This window comes from Clostridium grantii DSM 8605, from assembly GCF_900129965.1.
Taxonomy (GTDB): Bacteria; Bacillota; Clostridia; order Clostridiales; family Clostridiaceae; genus Clostridium_AF; species Clostridium_AF grantii.
Window position 1 is genome coordinate 79736 of the sequence record NZ_FQXM01000012.1, and the last position, 23567, is coordinate 103302.

The 23567-nt window shown below is 29.3% G+C and carries 22 protein-coding genes; 13 read left to right on the forward strand and 9 right to left on the reverse strand.

Annotation, left to right across the window (positions count from 1 at the left end; genetic code table 11):
- Positions 1-576 precede the first annotated feature (576 nt).
- The 11 genes from BUB83_RS21295 (at position 577) to BUB83_RS11785 (ending at position 11255) form a co-directional block, all read left to right on the forward strand.
- A complete protein-coding gene (locus BUB83_RS21295) occupies positions 577-909 on the forward strand; it encodes a cytochrome b5 domain-containing protein (protein ID WP_084133535.1) in 333 nt (110 codons plus the stop codon).
- The gene (locus tag BUB83_RS11740; RefSeq protein ID WP_479723234.1) at positions 909-1703 is read left to right on the forward strand and encodes a hydrogenase small subunit; all 795 of its coding nucleotides are present in this window, start codon (positions 909-911) and stop codon (positions 1701-1703) included. The genes BUB83_RS21295 and BUB83_RS11740 overlap by 1 nt, the downstream gene beginning before the upstream one ends.
- Positions 1704-1712: 9 nt before the next feature.
- Entirely contained in the window at positions 1713-3119 is a 1407-nt protein-coding gene (locus BUB83_RS11745; RefSeq protein ID WP_073338660.1) for a nickel-dependent hydrogenase large subunit, read from the forward strand.
- A gap of 2 nt (positions 3120-3121) precedes the next feature.
- Entirely contained in the window at positions 3122-3577 is a 456-nt protein-coding gene (locus tag BUB83_RS11750) for a hydrogenase maturation protease (RefSeq protein WP_073338661.1), read from the forward strand.
- Position 3578: 1 nt separating this feature from the next.
- Complete coding sequence (locus tag BUB83_RS11755; protein ID WP_073338662.1) at positions 3579-3827, forward strand: hypothetical protein; 249 nt, start codon at positions 3579-3581, stop codon at positions 3825-3827.
- Positions 3827-6136, forward strand: a complete 2310-nt coding sequence (gene hypF, locus BUB83_RS11760) for a carbamoyltransferase HypF (RefSeq protein ID WP_073338663.1) — start codon at positions 3827-3829, stop codon at positions 6134-6136. Before BUB83_RS11755 ends, hypF begins: the two co-directional genes overlap by 1 nt.
- Complete coding sequence (locus BUB83_RS11765; protein WP_341465350.1) at positions 6129-6356, forward strand: HypC/HybG/HupF family hydrogenase formation chaperone; 228 nt, start codon at positions 6129-6131, stop codon at positions 6354-6356. Before hypF ends, BUB83_RS11765 begins: the two co-directional genes overlap by 8 nt.
- Positions 6357-7460, forward strand: a complete 1104-nt coding sequence (hypD, locus tag BUB83_RS11770) for a hydrogenase formation protein HypD (protein ID WP_073338664.1) — start codon at positions 6357-6359, stop codon at positions 7458-7460.
- Positions 7457-8467, forward strand: a complete 1011-nt coding sequence (gene hypE, locus BUB83_RS11775; protein ID WP_073338665.1) for a hydrogenase expression/formation protein HypE — start codon at positions 7457-7459, stop codon at positions 8465-8467. Before hypD ends, hypE begins: the two co-directional genes overlap by 4 nt.
- A gap of 187 nt (positions 8468-8654) precedes the next feature.
- Positions 8655-9698 (forward strand): hypothetical protein, encoded by a 1044-nt coding sequence (locus tag BUB83_RS11780; RefSeq protein ID WP_073338666.1) that lies wholly within the window; start codon positions 8655-8657, stop codon positions 9696-9698.
- Between the two features lie 579 nt (positions 9699-10277).
- Positions 10278-11255 carry a tyrosine recombinase XerC gene (locus BUB83_RS11785; RefSeq protein WP_073338667.1) on the forward strand — a complete coding sequence of 326 codons (978 nt, stop codon included), beginning with the start codon at positions 10278-10280 and terminating at the stop codon, positions 11253-11255.
- A 34-nt stretch (positions 11256-11289) separates the two neighbouring features.
- On the opposite strand, the gene BUB83_RS11790 is transcribed toward BUB83_RS11785, so the two are convergent.
- Positions 11290-11709, reverse strand: coding sequence for a hypothetical protein (locus BUB83_RS11790; protein ID WP_073338668.1), 420 nt, complete (start codon positions 11707-11709; stop codon positions 11290-11292).
- Between the two features lie 239 nt (positions 11710-11948).
- On the opposite strand from BUB83_RS11790, the gene lexA reads away from it, so the two are divergent.
- Positions 11949-12551 (forward strand): transcriptional repressor LexA, encoded by a 603-nt coding sequence (lexA, locus tag BUB83_RS11795; protein WP_073338669.1) that lies wholly within the window; start codon positions 11949-11951, stop codon positions 12549-12551.
- A 55-nt stretch (positions 12552-12606) separates the two neighbouring features.
- On the opposite strand, the gene BUB83_RS11800 is transcribed toward lexA, so the two are convergent.
- The 6 genes from BUB83_RS11800 to miaB all read right to left on the reverse strand — a co-directional run bounded on the left by BUB83_RS11800 (position 12607) and on the right by miaB (position 21288).
- Positions 12607-13887: a methionine gamma-lyase family protein gene (locus BUB83_RS11800; RefSeq protein WP_073338670.1), complete on the reverse strand. Its 1281-nt coding sequence runs from the start codon at positions 13885-13887 to the stop codon at positions 12607-12609.
- A gap of 75 nt (positions 13888-13962) precedes the next feature.
- On the reverse strand, positions 13963-14199 hold the full coding sequence (gene hfq, locus BUB83_RS11805; RefSeq protein WP_073338671.1) for an RNA chaperone Hfq: 237 nt from the start codon (positions 14197-14199) through the stop codon (positions 13963-13965).
- Positions 14200-14231: 32 nt separating this feature from the next.
- Entirely contained in the window at positions 14232-15179 is a 948-nt protein-coding gene (miaA, locus tag BUB83_RS11810) for a tRNA (adenosine(37)-N6)-dimethylallyltransferase MiaA (protein WP_073338672.1), read from the reverse strand.
- A gap of 13 nt (positions 15180-15192) precedes the next feature.
- The gene (gene mutL, locus BUB83_RS11815; RefSeq protein ID WP_073338673.1) at positions 15193-17217 is read right to left on the reverse strand and encodes a DNA mismatch repair endonuclease MutL; all 2025 of its coding nucleotides are present in this window, start codon (positions 17215-17217) and stop codon (positions 15193-15195) included.
- Positions 17218-17243: 26 nt separating this feature from the next.
- Complete coding sequence (mutS, locus tag BUB83_RS11820) at positions 17244-19913, reverse strand: DNA mismatch repair protein MutS (protein WP_073338674.1); 2670 nt, start codon at positions 19911-19913, stop codon at positions 17244-17246.
- A 43-nt stretch (positions 19914-19956) separates the two neighbouring features.
- Positions 19957-21288: a tRNA (N6-isopentenyl adenosine(37)-C2)-methylthiotransferase MiaB gene (miaB, locus tag BUB83_RS11825; RefSeq protein ID WP_073338675.1), complete on the reverse strand. Its 1332-nt coding sequence runs from the start codon at positions 21286-21288 to the stop codon at positions 19957-19959.
- A gap of 144 nt (positions 21289-21432) precedes the next feature.
- Here miaB and BUB83_RS11830 point away from each other — a divergent pair, with 144 nt between their 5' ends.
- Positions 21433-21618, forward strand: coding sequence for a hypothetical protein (locus BUB83_RS11830; RefSeq protein WP_073338676.1), 186 nt, complete (start codon positions 21433-21435; stop codon positions 21616-21618).
- Between the two features lie 54 nt (positions 21619-21672).
- On the opposite strand, the gene BUB83_RS11835 is transcribed toward BUB83_RS11830, so the two are convergent.
- Positions 21673-22494 (reverse strand): GNAT family N-acetyltransferase, encoded by an 822-nt coding sequence (locus BUB83_RS11835; protein ID WP_073338677.1) that lies wholly within the window; start codon positions 22492-22494, stop codon positions 21673-21675.
- 19 nt (positions 22495-22513) lie between these two features.
- Positions 22514-23563 (reverse strand): CotS family spore coat protein, encoded by a 1050-nt coding sequence (locus BUB83_RS11840; protein ID WP_073338678.1) that lies wholly within the window; start codon positions 23561-23563, stop codon positions 22514-22516.
- Between the last annotated feature and the right edge of the window lie 4 nt (positions 23564-23567).

The following is a 23567-nucleotide window of genomic DNA, read 5'->3' on the forward strand; positions in this document are numbered from 1 at the left end:
CCAACAACTACATCTTCGATTTTTTCAATAATAAGCCAATCATCCATATTGCCCTGATGTTCAAAGTCAAGGGGGGGATTTCACGCATATTCTCAAATTCTATCAAACACATACATTTTTTATGCCAATTCTTTGTTATCACAATATACTAAGTGTACCATATTTTCATCTCCTAAGAATAAAATACTCTGTTTTATATAATGATACCTCTCTTTTTCTGCCCAATAAAGAGAGGGTATATAAATACTCTAGCCATAATTTTCTACAATCAAATCATAAAAATTAAAACCTTTTCCTAAATTATACTTAATATTAAAAACATTGTAAATTTTGATTATGCAAAAATAGCCTCTCTTATCTTGAAATATAAGTCTTTTACATATTTCATTTCAATATTATGCCAGTCTCATTTATAAAGAATATATAACTCTTTTATAGAATATACATTTAAAGTCAAGTAATTTATATGGTGGTATAAAAACTATTCAGAATTCAGAAAATATAAAAAAACGAATAATTGAAACTCAATGTGCAGTGAATTTTTTGTGGACCCAATTTTATCTTGCAAGTAATTTAATGCAAAAGCAATATTACCTTAACTTAGTAAATTTCCAACTTCAGAAATTGTATTATTTGATTTTTAATCTAAAAAATTCTAGAACTAATGAAATGAATAGAGATATAAGGGAATTTACCCTTGAAGAATTAAAAAGATTTAATGGTATAAATGGTAATCCAGCTTATGTTGCAGTAAATAATGTAGTATATGATGTTACCAAAAATAAAAAGTGGAATCAAGGACAGCATTTCGGTATTAAGGCAGGAAATGATGTAACACTTGATTATGAAAATTGTCATGGAGGGGATGAAATATTAAAGGAATTGACAGTAGTGGGACGATTAATTTAATATGGCTTGAGACCTGTGGATGTTCTGGAAATATAATATCTCTTTTAAATGCTACCGATCCTGATGTGGCATTTTTTTTGAATAACATGGTAAGTCTAGAATATCAAAATAGTATATCCCCAGAGCAAGGGGAAAAAGCTTTTCAAAAATTATTAGATACTTTAAATACAGAATTTATTCTTATTGTAGATGGAGCTATCTCAATAAAAGATAATGGGCTTTATAATGTGGTGGCTAATTATAAAGGAAAGATTATAACTGGCATGGAGGCAGTGAAAATGACAGCTGAAAAAGCTAAGTATATTATTGCAGTTGGAACCTGTGCTTCTTATGGGGGGATATCTGCCGCTAGTCCCAATGAAGCTGAATGTAGAAGTTTAAAGCAATTTTTACAAGAAAGTGGTATAGGTAAACAAGTAATAATATTACCAGGGTGTCCAGGTAATCCGGATTGGATTATTGGCACTATAGCAAATTTGATAGAATTTGGAGTTCCTGAACTTGATGATGAGGGCCGACCTATAGTATTTTATGGCACTACAATACATGATAATTGCGAAAGGCGTTCTTATTTTGATAAAGGTATTTTTGCAGAAAAGTTAGATGACAAAGAATGTATGTTTAAGCTTGGATGTAAAGGTCCAATAACAAAGGTTGATTGCCCTATCAGAAGATGGAATGACACTGATAATTGGCCTGTGGGAAATAATACCCCTTGTATTGGTTGTGCACAAAAAGGATTCGCTAAAGGAATTGAGCCTTTTATTAGATTATCAGATATAAAGAAAAATTAAGGAGAAAATATGGCTAAAAAAATAATTATAAATCCAGTAACAAGAATAAGTGGATTTCTTCAAGTAGAAGTTCTTATAGAGAACAATATAATTGCAGATGCAAAGAGTAGCGGAATGCTTTTTAGAGGTTTTGAGAAGATGCTAAAAGGAAGAAGTCCCCTAGATGCAATTTATTTCACCGAAAGAATATGTGGTATTTGTTCAACTGCTCATAGTATAGTATCCACATTAGCTTTAGAAAATGCTTTTAGAGTTGTGCCCTCAAATAATGATAAAAAAGTGAGAGATTTTATTCATGGCTGCGAATTTCTTCAGAATCATATTAGGCATACGTATCAATACACAATGCCAGATTATTGTTATGGAAAAGATATCAATCCAACCTACGATTTAATGGAGAGAGATTGTAAACTTCCAGAAGATATTAATAAAAGGATCACTAACCATTACGTAGATTCCTTTAAATACAGTAGAATGGCTCATGAAATGTTAGCCGAACTTGGAGGTAAGGCCCCTCATAATCATGGTGTTTTTGTTGGGGGAACCACCGCTGAAATAGAAATTGATAAATATACGAAATTGAAGTTTTTGTTAGGAGAAATAAAGAGTTTTATTGAAACCATAATGTTAGAAGATATAAACTATATTGCTTTATATTACCCTGAAACCTTTAAATACGGTAAAGGCTATGGAAATTTAATGACTTTTGGTTGTTTTAATAATTATTCTGATATGGGTGCTAGCTATGTTGACAGTAAGGTTAGTATTAATGGAAATATTGAAGCTTTGAATCAAAATAAGATAGAAGAAAGTATAGAGTATTCTTGGTATACAGGGGGTAGTGTTGAATATACTCCTGAAAATGAAGATTATAGACCAGATAGAAGTAAGAAATATGCATATTCATGGATTAAAGCTCCAAGATATAAAGGATATGCAATGGAAGTTGGTCCTCTTGCAAGAATGATACTTTCCAATAAGTATACCCATGGAATCTCCACAATGGATAGAACCATAGCTAGAGTATTAGAAGCTATAGAAATAACTAAAATTATGGAGGAGCTTTTAGAAGAAATAAAATTAGGAAAATCAAACAGTACAGAATTCACCATACCAGAAATAGCAAAAGGCTCAGGATTGACAGATACAACAAGGGGAGCACTAGGTCATTGGCTGTCAATAAATGAAAAGAAAATAAATAACTATTCAATTATAACCCCTTCAGCATGGAATTTATCTCCTATGGACTTTAAAGGAATTAAAGGTCCTGTTGAAAAAGCATTGATAGGTATAGAAGTTGAAGATATAAAAAATCCAGTTGAAATTGGAAGAGCAATTAGGTCCTTTGATCCTTGTGTATCCTGTGCAACTCATACAGTTGGACAATATAATTCAATTGAAGTAAGAGTGTGTTGAATATGAGAACAAAAGTAATGGCCTTGGGAAATAGGCTAATGACGGATGATGGAATAGCCATAAGAATTGTTGAAGAACTGAAACCTGAATTAGAAACCAATGGTTTTGAGGTTTTTATTGGTGAGACAGACACCTATAGTTGCCTAGATTTTGTTAAGGATGGCGACTCTCTTATATTAATAGACTCAACCTATCTAGGAAAGGAACCTGGAACTGTTTCTATTTTTCCTTTAAAAGATATGAAGCATATAGCAAAAGATTATAAAGTGAGTAATTCCATGCATGATTTAAGTTTTATAAAATTATTAGCATTAGAAAATAAAATTGTTAAAGGTTATTTTATAGGTATTGAAGTAGCTTATGTTGATATGGGAATTAATCTTAGCCCAGAGCTTGAAATGAAGTTTAGTAATATAAAAGAAAATATTAAAAATGAACTAATAGAGAGGGGATATTAATATGCATGATACTTTTTTATTAAAGAAAATATCAGAAAGTCTAGAACAATTTTGTAGGGATAAAGAGATTGGTATACTAACAAAAGTAGAAATTACAGTGAATCCAGATAGTCATGTGACCCAAGAAAGCTTAATGGAGGAACTTAAAAATAGTATGGCAGATTTTATTGGTAAAGATTTGAAACTTAAAGTTCACATAAAAAATATTCAAGAGCTTACAGCTTATATCAATAGTATAGAAGGACGATAATGAAAAAAGCTTATGAAATAAAGATTTCAGGTATTGTACAAGGAGTTGGATTTAGACCATTTATTTATCGGGAGGCACAACAATTACATTTAAAAGGATGGATTAAAAATTTAGGCTCAATTGTTAAGATTTATCTTGAAGGTAATGATGAAGATACTAATAAATTGGTGAATAAAATAAAAGAAGATTCCCCACCAGCGGCGGTTGTAGAAAAAATAGAAATAAAAGAAGTCTCTTTAAAAAATATAATAGATTTTAAAATAATTTCTAGTGGTAAGTCTGACGAAGGAAACAAATTTTTATCTCCAGATTTAGCTATATGTAGTCAGTGTGAAAAAGAATTATTTGATTCTAGCTCTAAAAAATATTTATACCCTTTTATAAATTGTACTAATTGTGGGCCAAGGTATTCTATAATAAAAGAATTGCCCTATGATAGAAAAAGCACTACTATGAATGATTTCCAAATGTGTGCTTCATGTACGGAAGAATATGAAAATCCTATTACTAGAAGATTTCATGCTCAACCTAATTGCTGTAGCCAGTGTGGTCCCAAATACCATTTATATAATATTACTAAGGAAGTAATTGAAGGAAATCCAATTATTAAAACACAAGAATTATTAAAACAAGGTAAAATAGTAGCCATAAAAGGACTTAGCGGATTTCATTTATGTTGTGATGCTACTAATATAGAAGCTGTGAACAAGTTGAGAAAAATGAAAAATAGATCTCACAAGCCCTTGGCTATTATGGCTAAAGATATTGAATATGCTAAAAAAATTGGGGATATATCAAAAAAAGAAGAAGAAATATTAATGGGTCGAGCAAGCCCTATAGTAATTATTAAAAAGAAAAAGGGATATCCTCTACCTGAGGAATTAGCCCCTCAACAAAATAGAATTGGAATCATGTTACCTTATACACCAATGCATCTGTTATTATTTGAAAATTGTATACCTTATTTAGTTATGACCAGTGGTAATTTATGTGGACAGCCTTTGCAATATAATAATACTGAGGCACTTGAAAATTTAAGCACAGTAGCTGATTATTTTCTTTTTCATAACAGAGAGATACAAGTACCAATTGACGATGCAGTTGTAAAAGTAATGATGGCAAAGGAAATTTTAATTCGTCCTGGAAGAGGTTATTCTCCGCAGGTATTTTCAATACAAAAGAAAAACATTATTGAAACTGAAATACTAGCTTTGGGGGCAATGCAAAAATCTACCTATGCTTTATTGAAAAATGGTTATGTGACCCTTAGTGAGTATCAAGGAGATATTAATGAGTATGAATATACTAAAAAATATAAGAATTCTATAAATAATCTTCTAGGTATATACAAAGCAAGTCCAGAAATAATTGCCATGGATATGTATCCTAATTATTTTTATTCAATGATAACAAATTTAAAAGAAAAAAAAGTTTATTCAGTTCAACATCATCATGCTCATATGGTAAGTTGTATGGTGGAACATGAATTAAATAATCAAGTTATTGGGGTTATCTATGATGGTACAGGTATTGGCTTGAACAATACAATATGGGGCGGGGAGATATTTGTTGGAGATAGAAACTCTTTTGAAAGGGTAGCTCATTTGCAAGAGGTAACTTTGCAGGGGAAAGATATTTCAATAAAAGAACCTTGGCGTTGTGCCGTAGCATATGTTATGGAAATAGGGTTGAATCCTTTAGAATATATTAATTACCATAGCTACACTAATATAAATAAGAAGAAAATTGAAATATTAATACAAGTACTACAAAAGAAATTTAATTGTTTTACAACAACAAGTATGGGAAGATTTTTTGACTGTGTATCTGCATTACTAGGGATTTGTACTCATATATCTTATGACGCACAAGCAGCCATTCAATTAGAAAATCTGATAGAAGATAAGGAGATAAGTGAATTGGCTGGAATATATTATCCCTACAATTTCAATGAAGAAAATCACAAACTCATAATAATGTATGCTAAAATCCTTAAAGCTATTATACATGATATAAATGAAGCGGTACCAACATCAATAATTTCATTAAAATTCCATAACACTGTTATTCAATTTACATATGAAGCTGTAAAAATAATTAGTCACAAATATGGCTTAAAGGAAGTTGTGTTAAGTGGAGGAGTATTTCAAAATTCATATTTGTTAGGAGGTTTATACAAAAAGTTGATAAATGAAGATTTTACAGTGTATATCAATGAACTTGTACCTACAAACGATAGCGGAATATCTATTGGCCAAGCTGCAGTGGCGTTAACTGCAAATTGTAAACCGAGAAAGGGGGGTGTTTAAAATCTGTTTAGCAATACCAGGAAAAATAATTGATATAAATAGAAACATAGCAACAGTAAATATTCTAGGGGTAAAAGAAAAAATTCATACTGGATTGATAGAATCCCCCCAAATAGGGGAATATGTATTAGTGCATGCAGGCTTTGCTATTGAGAAAATTGATGAAGAGTATTTCTGTTATTTAGAAGATACCATTAAGATAATGTTGGAGGAAGAATAAATGAAAAATGCTCTTAATGAAGAAAATTTAATAAAAAAGATCATAAAGGAAATTAATAAAAAGGTTACGACACCTATTTATATAATGGAGGTTTGTGGAACTCATACTGAATGTATTGTAAAGTATGGAATTAAAAGTTTGATATCAGATAAAGTAAATCTTATATCTGGTCCTGGTTGTCCGGTTTGTGTAAGTGATGAAAGTTTCATAGATGAAGCTATTTTTCTATCTAAAATTGAAGATATAATCATCTGTACATTTGGAGATTTAATGAAAGTAAGAGGGAGTAAACATACATTACAAGAAGCAAAGTCAAAAGGGGCAGATATCAGAATAATTTATTCACCTCAAAGCTGCATAAATATAGCAAAAGAAAATAAAGATAAAAAAGTGGTGTTTCTTTCGGTAGGGTTTGAAACCACTTCACCTATAATAGCAAGTGTCATTAAAACAACTAAGGCAAATAATATAAATAATCTCTTCTTTTTAACCTCTTTAAAGATTATGGAACCAATTCTCAAAAAAATATTAGGGCAGAGCGAGTCGAAAATTAATGGGTTAATACTTCCAGGCCATGTGGCTGTTATACAAGGTTCTAAATATTTTTCTTTTATCCCGGATGAGTTCAACATGCCAAATGCCATTTGTGGCTTTAGTGAACTAGATATTTTAAGCGGAATTTATACAATTATTCAGCAGATTAATAAAAGCATTCCTATTGATACATACAACCTTTATAAACGTTGGGTTAAGAAAAGTGGAAATGTTAAGGCAAAGGAATTAATGAATGAAGTTTATACCCTTGAAGATGTTACCTGGAGAGATATAGGACTAGTGCCTAGTTCTGCTTTAGTGATAAATAATAATTTTAAATCTATGGATGCAAGGAAAGTATTTAATATAGAACATATGATTTTTAAAGAAAGTGAAAAATCCGTTATAGAAAATAAAAAATGTATTTGTGGAAAAATCATGATGGGATATAAGTCTCCAAAAGAGTGCGAATTATTCTCTACAAGATGTAACTACGAAAATCCAGTAGGCCCATGCATGGTATCTAGAGAGGGCGTGTGCCGTATAGCTTATAAGGGTGGTGTTATATGAATAAGAAAATTGAATTAAAGCATGGAGATGGTGGACTACATACTAATAAGTTAATTAAAGATATATTTTATAGAAATTTTAATAATGAAATTCTATTGAAAGGAAGGGATTCTGCACTTATTGATTTATCAAAAATAAATAATCATAAGTTAGCTTACACTACAGATAGTTATGTGGTTAAGCCTATTTTTTTCCCTGGAGGAAATATTGGATCACTAGCGGTTTGTGGTACTATAAATGATTTGACTGCTGCAGGTGCTACCCCATACTTTTTAAGTGTTGGATTTATTATAGAAGAAGGATTTGAAATTGAAAAGCTTAATCTTATTGCTAGTACTATGGGTGATATATGCAAAAATAATAATGTAAGAATAGTTACTGGTGATACTAAGGTTGTAGAGAAAAATAGTTTAGACCAAATTTTCATAAACACTTCTGGTGTTGGGTTTGTGAAAAAAGGTTTTAAACCTAGACAAATTAGTATTGGAGATGAAATTATAGTAACAGGCTCAATCGGTGATCATGGAACTGTAATAGGTATAGAAAGGTTTGATTTTGGTGTAGATATGAATCTTAAAAGTGATTGTGCTGCTTTAAATAATATATTATATGAACTTCATGAATTTTTACCTAAAATCAAATTAATGAAAGATCCAACTAGAGGGGGAATTGCAACAATATTAAATGAAATTGCAAATGATATGGTAGTTGGAGTTACAATTCATGAAAACAAAATTCCTATTAAAAATGAAGTAAAAGGAATAACAGAATTATTAGGGTTAGATCCTTATTACTTAGCCTGCGAAGGTAGAATGATACTCATTGTTGAAAAAGGATATGGCAATGCAGTTGTAAATGAATTAAGAAAGCTTCATAATTGTAAAAACTCTCAAATCATTGGGATAATTGAAAATAGTTCATCCCCTTATGTTTGCTTAGAAACAAGAATAGGAGGGAAGAGATTACTTCATATATTAGAAGAATCCATGTTGCCTAGAATATGTTAAATAAAAATCGATGATTAATCAATGAGAATATGTGCAAAAAATATAATTTTTAACAAAAAACTTCACAAATGTGATAATATATACATATAAAATAATTGCTAGCCATTATTATGGTATAGCACAAATAATAATTCACAACAACAACAATAATATTATACTAAAATTTAAATAAAGTGAGGTAACTAATATGAAGTTTGAAAAAAGATATTTAGATGACATCTTTAAATGTTACGCAGTTTCTAGTACTAAGATTGATGGAGAGCCTTGTTTGATTTTTGCAGGTGAAGGTGCAGATGCAAGTATGCACGTTTATAGAGGTAAGGATTTCGAAGAAAAAACAACAATCTGGGAAGGCAGCGGCGGAACTATGTCTATTTCACCTTTGAGTGAAAAAGATGGTTACTTTTTAGCTTCAAAAGGTTTTGTTTCTATGGTTGATGCTAAAGAATCTCATGTTGTTATAGTCAGATACAAAGATGGCGAATTTTCTTATGAAAAAATAGTTGATCTTCCATATCTTCATAGATTTGATTTAGTAACAGGAAAAGACGGCACTAAATATTTCTTAGGAGCAACTATTGCTAATCATAAAGAAAATAAAGAAGATTGGTCACACCCAGGCAAACTTTTTGTAGCTGAGTTTCCTAATGATTATGATAGTAAAATAGAATTGCAACTTGAGGAATTAAAGAACGGACTTACTATTAATCACGGATATTGCAAAGGAATTTACGAAGGAAAAGAAGCGGGTTTTATAGGCGCTAGAGAAGGAATGTTTGTTGTTATTCCACCTGAAGCAAAAGGCGGGGAGTGGGTTGTTAAACAAATTATGGATACGCCAATAAGTGATATGGCTGTTCTTGATATTGATAATGATGGAAAACAAGAAATTGCAACAATTTCCCCTTTCCACGGAAGTGAATATAAGATCTACAAAGAAATTGATGGAGAATACAAAGAAGTTTATAGCTACCCAATATATCAAGATTTCTATCATACTGTAGTTTCTTGCACATTAAAAGGAAAACCAGCATTTATAGGGGGAGCAAGAAGAAACAGAATGCAATTGTTTGTTATAACATATGACGAAGCAAAAAAAGAATTCATTTCTGAAGTTGTAGATGAAGGTGTTGGCCCAAGTAACACAGCAGTTTGTTACACAGAGGAAGGGGAAATAATACTTTCAGCTAATCGCCAAATCGGACACGCAGCAATATACTACGTAAAATAAAAATTTAATAAATATTTTTTCAGAGAATCCAGTTCAGGATTCTCTATTTTTTCGCCTTTAAATCTCCTTTTAAACTTTCCACATTTCAACTTATAATTTTCCTACTTTTTATTGCTCCCTCTTTTTGATGTAAATTTCCATGTTAAAATTTATAAAAAATACAATAAATATACTAATCAATAAATTGTATTTTATACAATTTATTTCCTAGGAAATATTTTCAATAATATTCTAAATTGTTACAAGGGTTAATTTGTAATATAACCCAACAAATCACACTGCGTTTCTGCTGAAAAAATAGATTTTAAAATATATCAATTGTAGAATATATAGATATAATAAATTTTAAAACTTTAAATTTCATATAAATCCATTGTTAATATTTAATATATTTGTTAAATATTTATTAGGCATAAAAAGATCAATCCATAAAAGGTTTTTAACGATTTCAAATGAAAATACAGTAAAAAAACTTGGAACATACTAGTAAAATTGAGTAAAATACTGTATAATTAGTTTATAATAATTTCGCTAAATGTATATTTAGCGAAATTACACCTAAATTAAGGGGGAAACACCGTGGATTTTGATTTATATGATCTTTCAGATGATCAATTACCAGAAGATTTGAATGGATTCTTAACTTATTTAAATACTATCAAAGGAAAATCTATAAATACCATAAATGCTTACAAATGGGATTTAACTATGTTTTTCAAATTTATGAAATTATATAAAGGTTTGGTACCTAAAAGCACAAATTTTGATGAAATTATAATAAATGATATTGATTCACAATTTATCAAGAAAATAAAACTTATGGATTTATATGCCTTTATATCTTTTGCAGAGAATTTTCGCAGCAATGGTAACTATGCAAAAGCGAGAAAAGTATCGGCTTTAAAATCCTTTTTTAAATTTTTACACGGAAAAGCAAAGATAATTAGTGATAATCCAGCTATCGAGCTGGAAACTCCAAAATTAGATAAAAGAAATCCAGTTTATTTAACTTTGAATGAAAGCAAATCCCTTCTTGCTGCAACAAAAGAATCTGATTCTCAAAGAGATTTTTGTATCATAACTTTATTTCTTAATTGCGGACTTCGTTTGTCAGAATTATGTAGTATAGATATACCCAATATCAAAACAGATACCCTTACCATAATAGGTAAAGGAAATAAAGAAAGAACCGTTTATTTAAATAATGCTTGCATAAGATCAATAGAAAGCTATTTACCAGTGAGAAACAAGGAGCAACACAGAATAATCGATAAAAACGCACTATTTATCAGCAATAGATTTACAAGAATAAATAAAAGAACTGTAGAAATCATGGTAAAAAAATACATAAAAAAAGCAGGACTGGATCCTGAAAAATATACACCTCATAAGCTGAGACATACCGCTGCCACTTTAATGTATAAATATGGGCAAGTTGATATCAGAAGTCTTCAAAAAATTCTTGGTCATGAAAACATTTCAACCACCCAAATTTATACTCATGTAGATGATGAAACTTTACGAAAAGCAGTTAATTCCAACCCATTAAGTGATTAATGCGACTATAAAGTCGCATTTCATCTAAAATTACTTAGTTCTTAGTTTCATCTTTCTTTGTTTTAAATACAAATAAACCTGGAGAGAATTCTTCTACCTTATCTTCATATTCATCGATATTTTCTATTATAGAACTTAATCCTTCAACTTCTTCAATAAATCGAATATTTTCATCACTTTTTCCTTGGTTGAATTCTTCGTTGAATTTTTTCATATCAAAACCGTCTATTACTCCGTTTTCAAAGTCTAATTCTTCTTCAAAAACCGAAATGTAGTCATCTTCAGAGTTTAATTCTTCTATATCCTCCACTAACTCTTCATCTTCTATTATGCTATCTATCAAAATCGACTTGGTTGAATATTCCCCACCCTTTATCTTTTCCTCGATATCTATAAGAATTTTATCATCTTCTTGAAAAATTTCACTTTCAATATTTTTGTTGTTATCTTCCAATTTAATACCCTCTTTCTTTAAAATCTACAGCGAATATAGGTATTATACCAAATAAGCCTACAAACTTCAAATAGCATTTATTTTTAAACCATGAATTTTAAAAGTTTTAGTTTTTTTATAAAATTTTCTAAAAATAATGTATAAATTTCCTATAAATGTACAAAATATAAATAAGAACGTAGGTTTGATATTGTGAAATTTTTATGTTATAATCTACTTAATAGAAGGGGGTATTTAAAATGGATAAACAAAATAAACAAGAAGAAATCTATCAATTTATCAAAAGTCAATTAAATGACAAAGGGTACCCACCCACAGTTAGAGAAATTTGTGCCCAGGTAGGTTTAAGATCCACTTCAACTGTTCATGGACATTTGGCAAGATTAGAGAAAAAAGGCTTTATACGACGAGATCCTTCTAAACCAAGAGCTATAGAACTTTTAAATGAGCATAGATCTAAATTAGAAATGATCGATATTCCTATAATAGGTAAAGTAACTGCAGGTGAACCTATATTAGCAGTAGAAAATATAGAAGATACTTTTTCAATACCTTTAAATTATGTAAAAACATCTAATGATTTATTTATATTAAACATTAAAGGCGAAAGTATGATCAAAGCAGGTATAAATGATGGAGATTTAGCAATTATCGAAAAAGTCAATAGTGCAGAAAATGGTGATATAGTTGTTGCATTAATCGAAAATGAAGCAACAATAAAAAGATTTTTCAAAGAAAAAGATCACATAAGATTACAACCTGAAAATGATACTATGGATCCTATAATCGTACAAAATTGTTCTATATTAGGTAAAATAGTAGGGTTATATAGAAAATACTAACAAATAAAAAAGCTACCCTTTTTTTAAAAGTGGTAGCTTTTTTATTTGCAAAATTTTATACTATTTTAGATAAAGCTATAAGAACTCCTATTTTAGCATGGTCAAAGGTTAATCCACCTTGCATATAAGCTATGTAAGGCTCTCTTATAGGCGCATCTGCTGAAAGTTCAATAGATGACCCCTGTATAAAAGCTCCTGCAGCCATTATTATTTTATCTGAATATCCAGGCATATCCCAAGGCTCGCAAGATACAAAAGAATCGATAGGAGAACCTGCTTGAATTCCTTTGCAGAATTTTACCACCATTTCTTCATTATTAAACTTTATTGATTGAATTATGTCACTTCTTTTTGCATTATATTTCGGCATAACTTCGAAACCTGCAAGTTCCATTATTCTAGAACAAAATATAGCTCCCTTTAAAGCTTCTGATGAAATATGTGGTGCCAAAAATAAACCTTGAAACATTGATCGCATCAACCCAAAAGTTGCACCACACTCCCCTCCTATTCCAGGAACTGTTAACCTATAAGAAGCATTATCTACATATTTTTTCTTTCCTGCAATATAACCACCTGCTGGAGCTAGTCCTCCACCAATATTCTTGATTAATGAACCCGCCAATAAATCAACTCCATAATCACTTGGTTCTTCTGTTTCCATAAATTCTCCGTAACAATTATCAACAAAACATATAATATTGTTTCTTATGCTTTTCACAGTATCTACAATTTCTTTTATGTCATTTAAATCTAAAGCATTTCTCCATGAATAACCAGTGGATCTTTGAATATGAACTAATTTAATAGATTCATTCTCTTTAATTGTTGACTTTATTTTTATTAAATCTGGTTTTCCGCTTTCTAATAAATCAACTTGAGTATACTTTATCCCAAAATCTTTTAATGACCCAGTATCTTCTCCAGATTTTAATCCTATTACGTTATGTAAAGTGTCATAGGGTTCACCACAAACAGACGCCATTGTGTCTCCTGGCCTTAAATTTCCAAATAAAGCAGCTCCTAGCGCATGAGTACCATTTACAAAATGAGGCCTAACTATAGCACTCTCAGTATTAAATATTCTAGCATACACCTTATCTAAAGAATCTCTTCCTATATCATCATACCCATAACCAGTTGAATTTGTAAAATGAGCATCACTTATTCTTTCTTCTTGGAAAGCATTTAATACTTTCAACTGATTAAATTCTCTCACTTTGTCAATTTTATCGAATTCTTTTTCAATATCCTTCATTGTTGCTTTATATAATTCAATTACTTTATCATTAATACTATACTTTTCTTTTAGAAAATTTATTGTAATATCTAACATAAACTTCTCCTTTTTATCCTATGATTAATTCCAATAAAAATAGGCACTATTCATGCCTATTTTTAAATAATTCTATTATTTAGCATATAAAATTGGTGTTAAAGGCACAATTGTTGATACTGCATGTTTATAAATCATCATTTCTTTCTCGTCTGAAACAAGCATGATTATAAAATTATCAAAGCCTTTTACAAAGCCTTTTAACTGAAACCCATTTGTTAAAATAACAGTTACTCCTATATTACTTTTTCTTGCATTATTTAAAAACATGTCTTGAAGGTTTGTTGTTTGTTTTGCATTTGTGGTATTCATTTAATCACTCCTTTTATAGAAAGTTATTATGCTCAAATTCTGGTTCCATTTATTTGATTATAATATTTTTCCAAAATTTCTTCAACTATTTCATCATCATTTTTGTATAAATCTTTATTTATCCATATAGCTCTTTTATCTTTTCTAAACCATGTTAATTGACGTTTAGCATAATTCCTACTTCCTTGTTTAATCATTTCAATAGCTTCCTCATAGGATATCTCATTATCTAAGTAATAAAGAAGCTCTTTATACCCTATTCCTTGCATCGCTTGCATCTTAGAATTATAACCCATTTCCTTTAATTTTATAACCTCTTCAAGTAACCCTTTTTCCATCATAAGATCTACTCTCATATTAATTCGATTATAAAGTTTTTCTCTATTCATATCAAGCACAAAATATGATACGTCATAAGAAATATTATATATATCTTGTTCTGCCTTAAAATGACTCATAGACTTCCCGGTGACTTTATATACCTCCAACGCTCTTATCACTCTTTTAACATCGTTATAATGTAACTTTGAATAGGACTCTAAATCTACTTCTTTCAGCATTAAATGAAGATATTCATTACCCTCAGTAGCTGCAATAGTTTCTAAAGTTTTTCTATATCTTTCGTCTTTTATAGCATTTGCAAAGTCATAATTAAATACAAGGGAGTTTATATAAAACCCTGTACCACCAACCACCATAGGAAGCTTATCTTTAGCGTATATACTTTCTATAGCACTTTTTGCTTTTTCTTTAAATTCAGCAACGCTAAATTCTTTATCCGGGCTAAGAAAATCTATAAGATGATGTGGAACTCCGTCCATTTCTTCATTTGAAACCTTAGCAGAACCAATATCCATATAATTATATATCTGCATAGAGTCAGCTGATATAATCTCTCCCCCTAATTTCTTTGCTAATTGAATGGAGATATCTGTTTTCCCAACGGCTGTGGGTCCTGTTAATACAAATAATTTTTTCATTTTTTCCACCTTATTATACAATTCTTTTAAATTTCTTTTCTAATTCATATAGTGACATTTTAATTATGATAGGCCTACCATGAGGACAATGAAAAGGTTCATCTATAAATCTCAAATTTTCAATCAAACTATCCATTTCTAGCGTAGAAAGATTATGATTGGCTTTAATAGCCGTTTTACATGCCAATTGATTTATTATATAAGCTTTAACCGCTGTGATATTACCTTTTCCATAGTTTTTTATATTATCTAAAATACCATAGAATAATTCAACCACCTCAGTTTTACCCAAAATTATAGGAACTTCCCTTACACTTAAGGTATTATCTCCAAAAGGTTCGATATTAAATCCTGCATTTTGAAAAATAAAGGAATTTTCCGTATAATAATAAAAATCCTCTGGGCTTAATTCTATTATTACAGGAATCATAATTGTTTGAGATAATATAGTTCTATTTTCAATATCTTTAGAAAACTTTTCAAATAAGATTTTTTCATGAGCTGCATGTTGATCTATCATATAAAATTCATTATCTGCTTCCCCTAAAATATAGGTTTTATTAAATTGACCAATTATTCTAATCTTAGGGAATTTAGGTTTCATTACTTGAGATTTTATAATATCGTCCACTTTATCTTCGACTCTATCTTGTTTAATTTCCTGTTCACTTTCCAATATATCTTGCTTTATTTCGTTTATCTCTTGTTTCCCTTCATCAACATAATCATTTTGTTCCATATGGTCATTGTAATTATAAACTCTACTTTCATTATTAACCTGCTTATCTTCTTTTAGAGAATCCAAATCCTCATTTCCTACATTAGTTATATCAATCAAAGGAGACTTAAAAGTATTTTCCTCATCTTTTAAACTTTTTAAATCTAATGGTATCTGTATATTCTCCTTAACAAGATTTTTTAGTTTTTCTTCTTCATTAGCAATGCCTTCTTTATACTCTACAAAATGACTTGAATTTATATAATCATTATTTTCTTTTAATAACTCAATGGTTTTAGGCTCAGCCTTTATTTCAAAATTATCTTCATAACTAGCTCTTATAGCCTTGTGAACAGTATTAAAAACTGCCGAAAAAATTTCTTTATCATTATTAAATTTTATTTCCGCTTTTGTTGGATGAACATTAACATCTATATATTCAGGAAAAATATCTAAAAATAAAACAAAGAAAGGGTATTTATGTACCGTTGTAAAAGATTTAAAAGCATTTTCTACAGCAGTAGTAATTAAAGGGCTTTTAATTAATCTTTTATTCACAAAAATACTTTGATTATTTCTACTTCCTCTACTTATTTCAGGCGTTCCCACATATCCATGAACTGAAATTATATCAGTGTGATTTTCGAACTTTATTAAGTTATCATAAATAGTTTTTCCATACACATATTTAATAGTTTCTTTAACATCTTCTGAAGCAAAGGTAACTAAAGATTTTTTATTGTTATTATAGTATTTAAAGGAAACTTTGTGATTAGCAAGAGCTAGCTTACTAATTAACGTTGATATCAAAGAACCTTCTCTACTAGGAGATTTTAAAAACTTTTTTCTTGCAGGTATATTAAAAAATAAATCATTCACTTCGATGGACGTACCATTATTACAGCCTACCTCTTCAATATTTTCTATACTACCAGCTATATTTTTTAATTCTTTACCAAATTCCAGATCCACTGTTTTAGATTTAAGATTAATTATAGAAACCGAAGCTATACTAGCAAGCGCTTCCCCCCTAAACCCAAAAGTGTTTAATGCATATACATCATCAATAGAAGAAATTTTACTTGTTGCATGAGGTAAAAAAGCTTTTTTCATATCCTCAGAATGTATACCTGCACCGTCATCAACTATTTTGATTTTTTCCATTCCACCTTCAAGAATCTCGATAGTTATATTATTAGCACCAGCATCTATACTATTTTCTATTAATTCTTTAACTACAGAAGAAGGACGCTCAACCACTTCTCCCGCAGCAATTTTGTTTGTTGTTTCAAAATTTAGTACATTTATTCTTTTTAACATAATATCACCTAATTTACATTGTGTTTTTATATAATAGTTTTAGCTTTTTTTATTATATCATAAAGCTTATTAAGACTATCCATAGGAGTAAGATTAATTATATCAATATTCGAAATTTCAGCAATGAGCTTTTCTTTTTCTAGATCAGCGAAACCCAATTGCATTTGTTCCGTTTGCCTAACTTCCTTTATATTTTTCTTGCTTTTCTCTTTAACTACTTCTATGCTAGATACTTCTTCTTTAGCATTAATTGAATCAACTATTGTATAACTAACTTCCGAAGTATTGACTCCACCTTTTTCTAATATAACCAGTATTTCTTTTGCTCTATTTGTTACTTGTTCAGGAATACCTGCTAATTTAGCAACTTCAATACCATAGGAATCATCCGCACTTCCCTTTATTATTTTTCTAAGGAATACAATATCATCTTTTAGTTTCTTCACAGCTATGGAATAGTTTTGTACACCGCTTATTTTGCCTTCTAAGGAAGTTAATTCATGATAATGGGTTGCAAACAAGGTTTTTGCTTTAGAGCTTTTATTCTCGCAAATAAACTCAATTACAGCCCAAGCAATACTTAATCCATCGTAAGTGCTAGTTCCTCTTCCTACTTCATCTAAAAGAATCAAGCTTTCTTTAGTTGAATTTTTAAGAATATTAGCTACTTCCCACATTTCTACCATAAAAGTACTTTTACCACCAGCTAAATCATCAGAAGCACCAATTCTAGTAAATACTTTATCACAAATGGATATACTTGCTTCTTTAGCTGGTACAAAACTTCCTATTTGAGCCATTACAGTTATAAGTGCCACCTGTCTCATATAAGTTGATTTACCCGCCATATTAGGACCAGTTATTAATAAAAGATTATTGTCTTTATCATCTATTATTGTGTCATTGGATATAAATCCTTCACGTTGAATCACTTTTTCAACTACTGGATGTCTTCCCTCTTTAATAGATATTTTATTATCTTTTGTAATAATAGGTTTAACATAATTGTTTTCTATAGCACACATAGCTAAAGAACATAAACAATCTAGAGAAGATAAAAAATTAGAAGTTTTTTTCATTCTATCAATATGTGACTCTATAACATCTCTTATTTGAACAAATATTTCGTATTCTAGGGTAGTGAGTTTTTCCTCTGCTCCTAGTATTTTCTCTTCCATTTCTTTTAATTCATCAGTTACATATCTTTCTGCATTAGCTAGAGTTTGTTTTCTTGTATATCTATCTTTAGGAACAAACTCCATATTTAATTTTGTAACCTCAATATAATAACCAAAAACTTTATTATATCTAATTTTTAATGATTTAATTCCAGTTAAATCTTTTTCTCTGCTTTCTAAAGCCGCTATCCATTCTTTGCCGTGGGCTTTTGCTTTCCTAAGTTCATCCACTTCTTCGTTATAACCATCTTTAATAATTCCCCCTTCTTTCACAGAAATAGCTGGATTTTCTAATAAAGATGAAAATAAAAATGAATGTATATCTTCAAGTGTATCTATTTCTTTATAAGTATTATTCAATAAATCGCTTTCAGTATTTGAAAGAAGCTTTTTAATATATGGTAAATTCAGTAATGAATTCTGCAGCGAAACCAATTCTTTAGCATTTACATTTTTACCTGAAATTTTACCAATCAATCTTTCTATATCATATATTTTGTTTAATTCATCTCTAAGCTCATCTAAAAGAGGCATATTCATTGTTAATTCTTCTATCGCATTCAATCTGTTATTGATACTACCTTCTACAATTAAAGGCTGTTCTACCCACTTCCTGAGCATTCTAGCACCCATTGCAGTTTTTGTTTTATCAAGAACCCATAACAACGACCCTTTCTTTCTTTTATCTCTCAATGATTCTGTAAGTTCTAAATTCCTTCTTGAATTAATATCAATGCCTAAAAAATCTTCTACTTGGTAATAAGTAAAATAATCTACATGGCCAAGAACACTTTTTTGGGTTTCATTAATGTATGATAATAGAACATTTGAAGATATCACAAGATGTTCGTCAAAGTTATTTTCATCATAATTCTTAAACTGTTCTTTTATTTTCAAAGAAGAAGTATTCAAAAGATTTTCACTTTTTACTGAAGTAAAAGATGTATTAAATCTTTCTTTGATGGAGGATATCAAAGTTTTATCTATTTCCTCATATATCAATATTTCACTAGGCAAAAATTTCGAGATTTCATCTAATATAACAGCCTCATCATTAAAAATTGATGTACCATAAAACTCACCTGTTGAAAGATCTGCAAAACAAAGAGCACCTTTACTTTCCTTTAAGTATATACTCATTATAAAATTATTCTTTTTCTCATCAAGAAAGCTAGAATCAGTATATGTTCCTGGTGTAACAACTTTTACCACATCTCTTTTAACTATGCCTTTAGTAGCAGAAGCATCTTCTAATTGTTCACAAACCGCAATTTTATACCCTTTATTCACAAGTCTAATTAAGTAAGAGTTAGAAGCATGATATGGAATACCACACATAGGAGCTCTTTCCTCTAATCCACAACTCTTGCCAGTTAAAACTAATTCTAATTCTCTTGAAACAATCTCTGCATCTTCAAAAAACATTTCATAAAAATCACCAAGTCTAAAAAATAGAATGCAATCCTTATAGTTCTCTTTAATTTGTAAATATTGTTGCATCATTGGAGTTAATGCCACAAAACCACTCCTATTCTTTATAAAATTATTTGTTTTTGTGTTTCTATACTAGTTCACCTACAAGTGAGTAAGGTTTTGCCTCTACTATTTTAACATTAACTATTTGGCCGATTAAATCTTTAGACCCTTCAAAGGTCACTAATTTAAAAGTTCTTGTTCTTCCTGATATTTTGCTATCATCATTTTTGCTAGCACTTTCTACTAGTACATCTACTATTTTTCCTTCATACTCTTTATTTTTCGTTTCTACGATTTGATTGATGGAGTTTAGTAATTTACTAAATCTTCTATGTTTAGTTTCTTCATCTATAAAATCCGTCTCTAACTTAGCAGCTGGAGTACCTTCTCTTGGAGAATAAAGAAAAGTAAAAGCTGCATCAAACTTTACTTCTTCAGCCAAGGCTAAAGTTTCATTGAAATCTTCTTCTGTTTCACCTGGATATCCTACAATTATATCTGTACTAATAGCAACTTGTGGCATAACCTCTTTAATTCTTTTAGTAAGATTTATATAATGCTCTCTTGTATATTTTCTATTCATTTTATCTAACATTCTATTTGATCCTGATTGAAGTGCCATATGAATATGCTCACATACTTTATCGCATTCATTCATAGTTTGAATTAATTCCTCAGTAATATCTTTAGGATGAGATGTCATAAATCTAACTCTTTCTATTCCTTCAATACTGTTAACTATTTTTAATAAATCTGAAAAATTCATTTTTCTTTCTAATCCTATTCCATATGAATTAACGTTCTGCCCTAATAAAGTAACTTCTTTATACCCTTGTGCTATCAAACTTTCAATTTCTTTTACAATATCCTCTGGTTCTCTACTTCTTTCTCTTCCTCTTACATAGGGAACTATGCAATAAGAACAAAAATTATCACAGCCATACATAATAGTTACAAAAGCTTTCATATCATTTTTTCTATCTACAGGCAATCCCTCTACTATTCCCTTTTCCTTATCCCAAACTTCAACAACAGTTTCTCCAGAATGTTTAACCCGAGAAATATACTCTGGTAATTTATATGAATTAAAACTTCCTGTAATAATATCTACATGTCTAAACTTTTTAATCATTTTTTCTGCTGCATCCTTTTGTTGAGTCATACAGCCTGTTACAGCTATAATCAAATCAGGATTTTCTTTTTTTTGATTTTTTAATCGACCTAAGTGACCATAAACCTTTTGTTCCGCGTTTTCTCTTACACAACATGTATTATAGATAATTACATCAGCATCTTTTTCATTATCAGTAGGCTCATAGTTATTTATTTTAAGTATTCCTGAAATTTTTTCAGAGTCCTCTTCATTCATTTGACAACCCCAAGTTTCAATATAATATTTCATCATTCTTGTTTCCATTGTGTTTCTCCTTCGTTTTAAATTTAACTTATCCTTATATTATATATAATTCTAGCTAATTTTCAAATAAGTTTATTTTTTTCTTTCATGATTTTGCATATTTTCCTTAATTCTTAGAAAGAATATTTATATGGAGGGGATATTATGTATGATGCTAAAATCAAGAATCAGATGAATTCCTTAGAAAAAAAATCTAATAAAGATAATTTAGATGATTCAAGAAGTAAGAATAAATATATATATGATAGATCATTTTACTCAGCTGTAAATTCTGAGCTTATAAGTAGCACTAAAAGTAGTCATATTCCAAACGAAAATATTTTTCAATAAAAAAGGCAGGATTATATTTCCTGTCTTTTAAATGTATATATATAATTAATTTTTTCAAATCCATTTTTTTTTGTAAAGGCTTATAGCTGCTTGATTATCATGATGAACCCTTAAATTAATTTTCTTTTCGCCTTTTTCACTCATGAATTTTATAACATACTTGAGAAAATATTCTCCATAACCTTTCCATCTGTACTCTTGAATAATGCCAAAATTCACTAAAACAGCACCAAAATTCTCATAAATAATTTGTCCTATACCAATAGGTTTAGTCTCTTCATATACTATAAATACTCCATCATCGTAATAATAACTCTGCATTTCATCATAAAAAATATCCTTAACTACCAAAGGTACTCTATTTTTTTTATTGAAAATTTTATTTTGAAGATCACATCTTATTTGTTCATCCTTACCTTTAATAAGATTAGATATCTTTAACCTTTCATGTGACAAGGGACTTAAATTTATCTCTTCTGGAATTATTAATTCCATTTCATATACAAGGGAAGTTACCTCAAATCCAAGTTGTTCAATTATATCTAGCTTATACCCTTTTTCGGAAATTTTGATTTTAATTTTATCGTAATACTTTAAGTTTTTTAACAAAGCAAAATAAGCTTCCTGATTATCATGTTCTTCTTTAATAAAGAGTTCTAACACAGCATAAACTCCATTCATTTCATTCACCCAAATATAGCCCACATATTCTTTATCATTTGTAAGTAGATATACCCAACGTTTCATTAAAAATCTTCTGTAAATAGATTCACCTTCATAATATGAAAAGAAATTATACTTATGATTAGGCAATAATGCATATAATTCTTTAAATTTATTTAAAGTTTTTTCTTTTAATCTCTCCGCTTTATACATAATCATACCTCTTAAAAAGTTATTGGTTAATATAATTTTCGAATTTTTCCATAAATTCATTTTCTTTTGTTATTCTTGAGTTTAATTTGATAAGTTTCTTGTTAAATTTTCTTTCATTCCAATTCTTATGTTTAATATATCTTTTTCTTCCTAATTTCCAAAACTTATGTGGAAACATCATAACATAAAGCATGATCTTTAATTCTTCTTTTGATATTGGTTTAATATTACTATAAGTTTCAATTATTTCTTTTGCTTTATCAAAATCCCAAAAATATTCATCCCTATTCATAAGTCGAGTAATATATTTACACAAATCTGTTATTTGTAGATCAATAATAATACTATCTAAATCGATCAAATAATAATCAGTGTCTTTTTTTATTATGTTCTGATAATAAAAACTATTATGGCATATAGAAGTTTCTCTATTGACTGAGTTAATTAATAAAAAATAATTTGATTCTCTTAATAAAGCTAGTGTTTTGACTCCACGATTGTAATAAATGTCTATGGAGTTGTAATAGTCAATATCGAAGGAACTTTTAATTAATTTTTTATCAATAGCTTGTTTATACATTAAAAAATCATTTAATTTATTATTATACAAATCTAGCCAATTGTCTATATTATCTTTTATTTTCAAACCAGAAGAATTAATTTTACTAACAGAAATATGAAACTCAGCTAGAAGCTTAACTGTATTAGTGGTTTCTTCTAATGTAGAAATATCTACTTCTTGTCCATTAATCCATTCAGTAGCATAAAAAAAATAATTTTTATATCTTACTAATACATAACCTTTTTTAGTTTTAAGATATTCTGCTGTATTATGAAAACCAACCTTCTTTAATTCGTTTACTAGAATAAACCCGTTCATAGCTTTTTGCTTACCATGTTGGAATTTTTTTAAACAAATATTGCCTTTATCCGTGGCGACTTTATAAGCACTTCTAGCTTTACTAATGCTAATTATTTTATAGGGATACCTACTTAAAATTGATCTTAATATTTTTTCTTCTTCTGCTGAAATACTATTATTAAAGTTTAATTGTTCATTAAAGGCCACTCTA

Bases quoted from the DNA above. Each gene is read 5' to 3' on its own strand.
- BUB83_RS21295 (WP_084133535.1), top strand. From the start codon at position 577: ATGCAAAAGCAATATTACCTTAACTTAGTAAATTTCCAACTTCAGAAA.
- BUB83_RS11745 (WP_073338660.1), top strand. From the start codon at position 1,713: ATGGCTAAAAAAATAATTATAAATCCAGTAACAAGAATAAGTGGATTT.
- BUB83_RS11750 (WP_073338661.1), top strand. From the start codon at position 3,122: ATGAGAACAAAAGTAATGGCCTTGGGAAATAGGCTAATGACGGATGAT.
- BUB83_RS11755 (WP_073338662.1), top strand. From the start codon at position 3,579: ATGCATGATACTTTTTTATTAAAGAAAATATCAGAAAGTCTAGAACAA.
- hypF (WP_073338663.1), top strand. From the start codon at position 3,827: ATGAAAAAAGCTTATGAAATAAAGATTTCAGGTATTGTACAAGGAGTT.
- hypD (WP_073338664.1), top strand. From the start codon at position 6,357: ATGAAAAATGCTCTTAATGAAGAAAATTTAATAAAAAAGATCATAAAG.
- hypE (WP_073338665.1), top strand. From the start codon at position 7,457: ATGAATAAGAAAATTGAATTAAAGCATGGAGATGGTGGACTACATACT.
- BUB83_RS11780 (WP_073338666.1), top strand. From the start codon at position 8,655: ATGAAGTTTGAAAAAAGATATTTAGATGACATCTTTAAATGTTACGCA.
- lexA (WP_073338669.1), top strand. From the start codon at position 11,949: ATGGATAAACAAAATAAACAAGAAGAAATCTATCAATTTATCAAAAGT.
- BUB83_RS11800 (WP_073338670.1), bottom strand. From the start codon at position 13,887: ATGTTAGATATTACAATAAATTTTCTAAAAGAAAAGTATAGTATTAAT.
- hfq (WP_073338671.1), bottom strand. From the start codon at position 14,199: ATGAATACCACAAATGCAAAACAAACAACAAACCTTCAAGACATGTTT.
- miaA (WP_073338672.1), bottom strand. From the start codon at position 15,179: ATGAAAAAATTATTTGTATTAACAGGACCCACAGCCGTTGGGAAAACA.
- mutL (WP_073338673.1), bottom strand. From the start codon at position 17,217: ATGTTAAAAAGAATAAATGTACTAAATTTTGAAACAACAAACAAAATT.
- miaB (WP_073338675.1), bottom strand. From the start codon at position 21,288: ATGGAAACAAGAATGATGAAATATTATATTGAAACTTGGGGTTGTCAA.
- BUB83_RS11830 (WP_073338676.1), top strand. From the start codon at position 21,433: ATGTATGATGCTAAAATCAAGAATCAGATGAATTCCTTAGAAAAAAAA.
- BUB83_RS11835 (WP_073338677.1), bottom strand. From the start codon at position 22,494: ATGTATAAAGCGGAGAGATTAAAAGAAAAAACTTTAAATAAATTTAAA.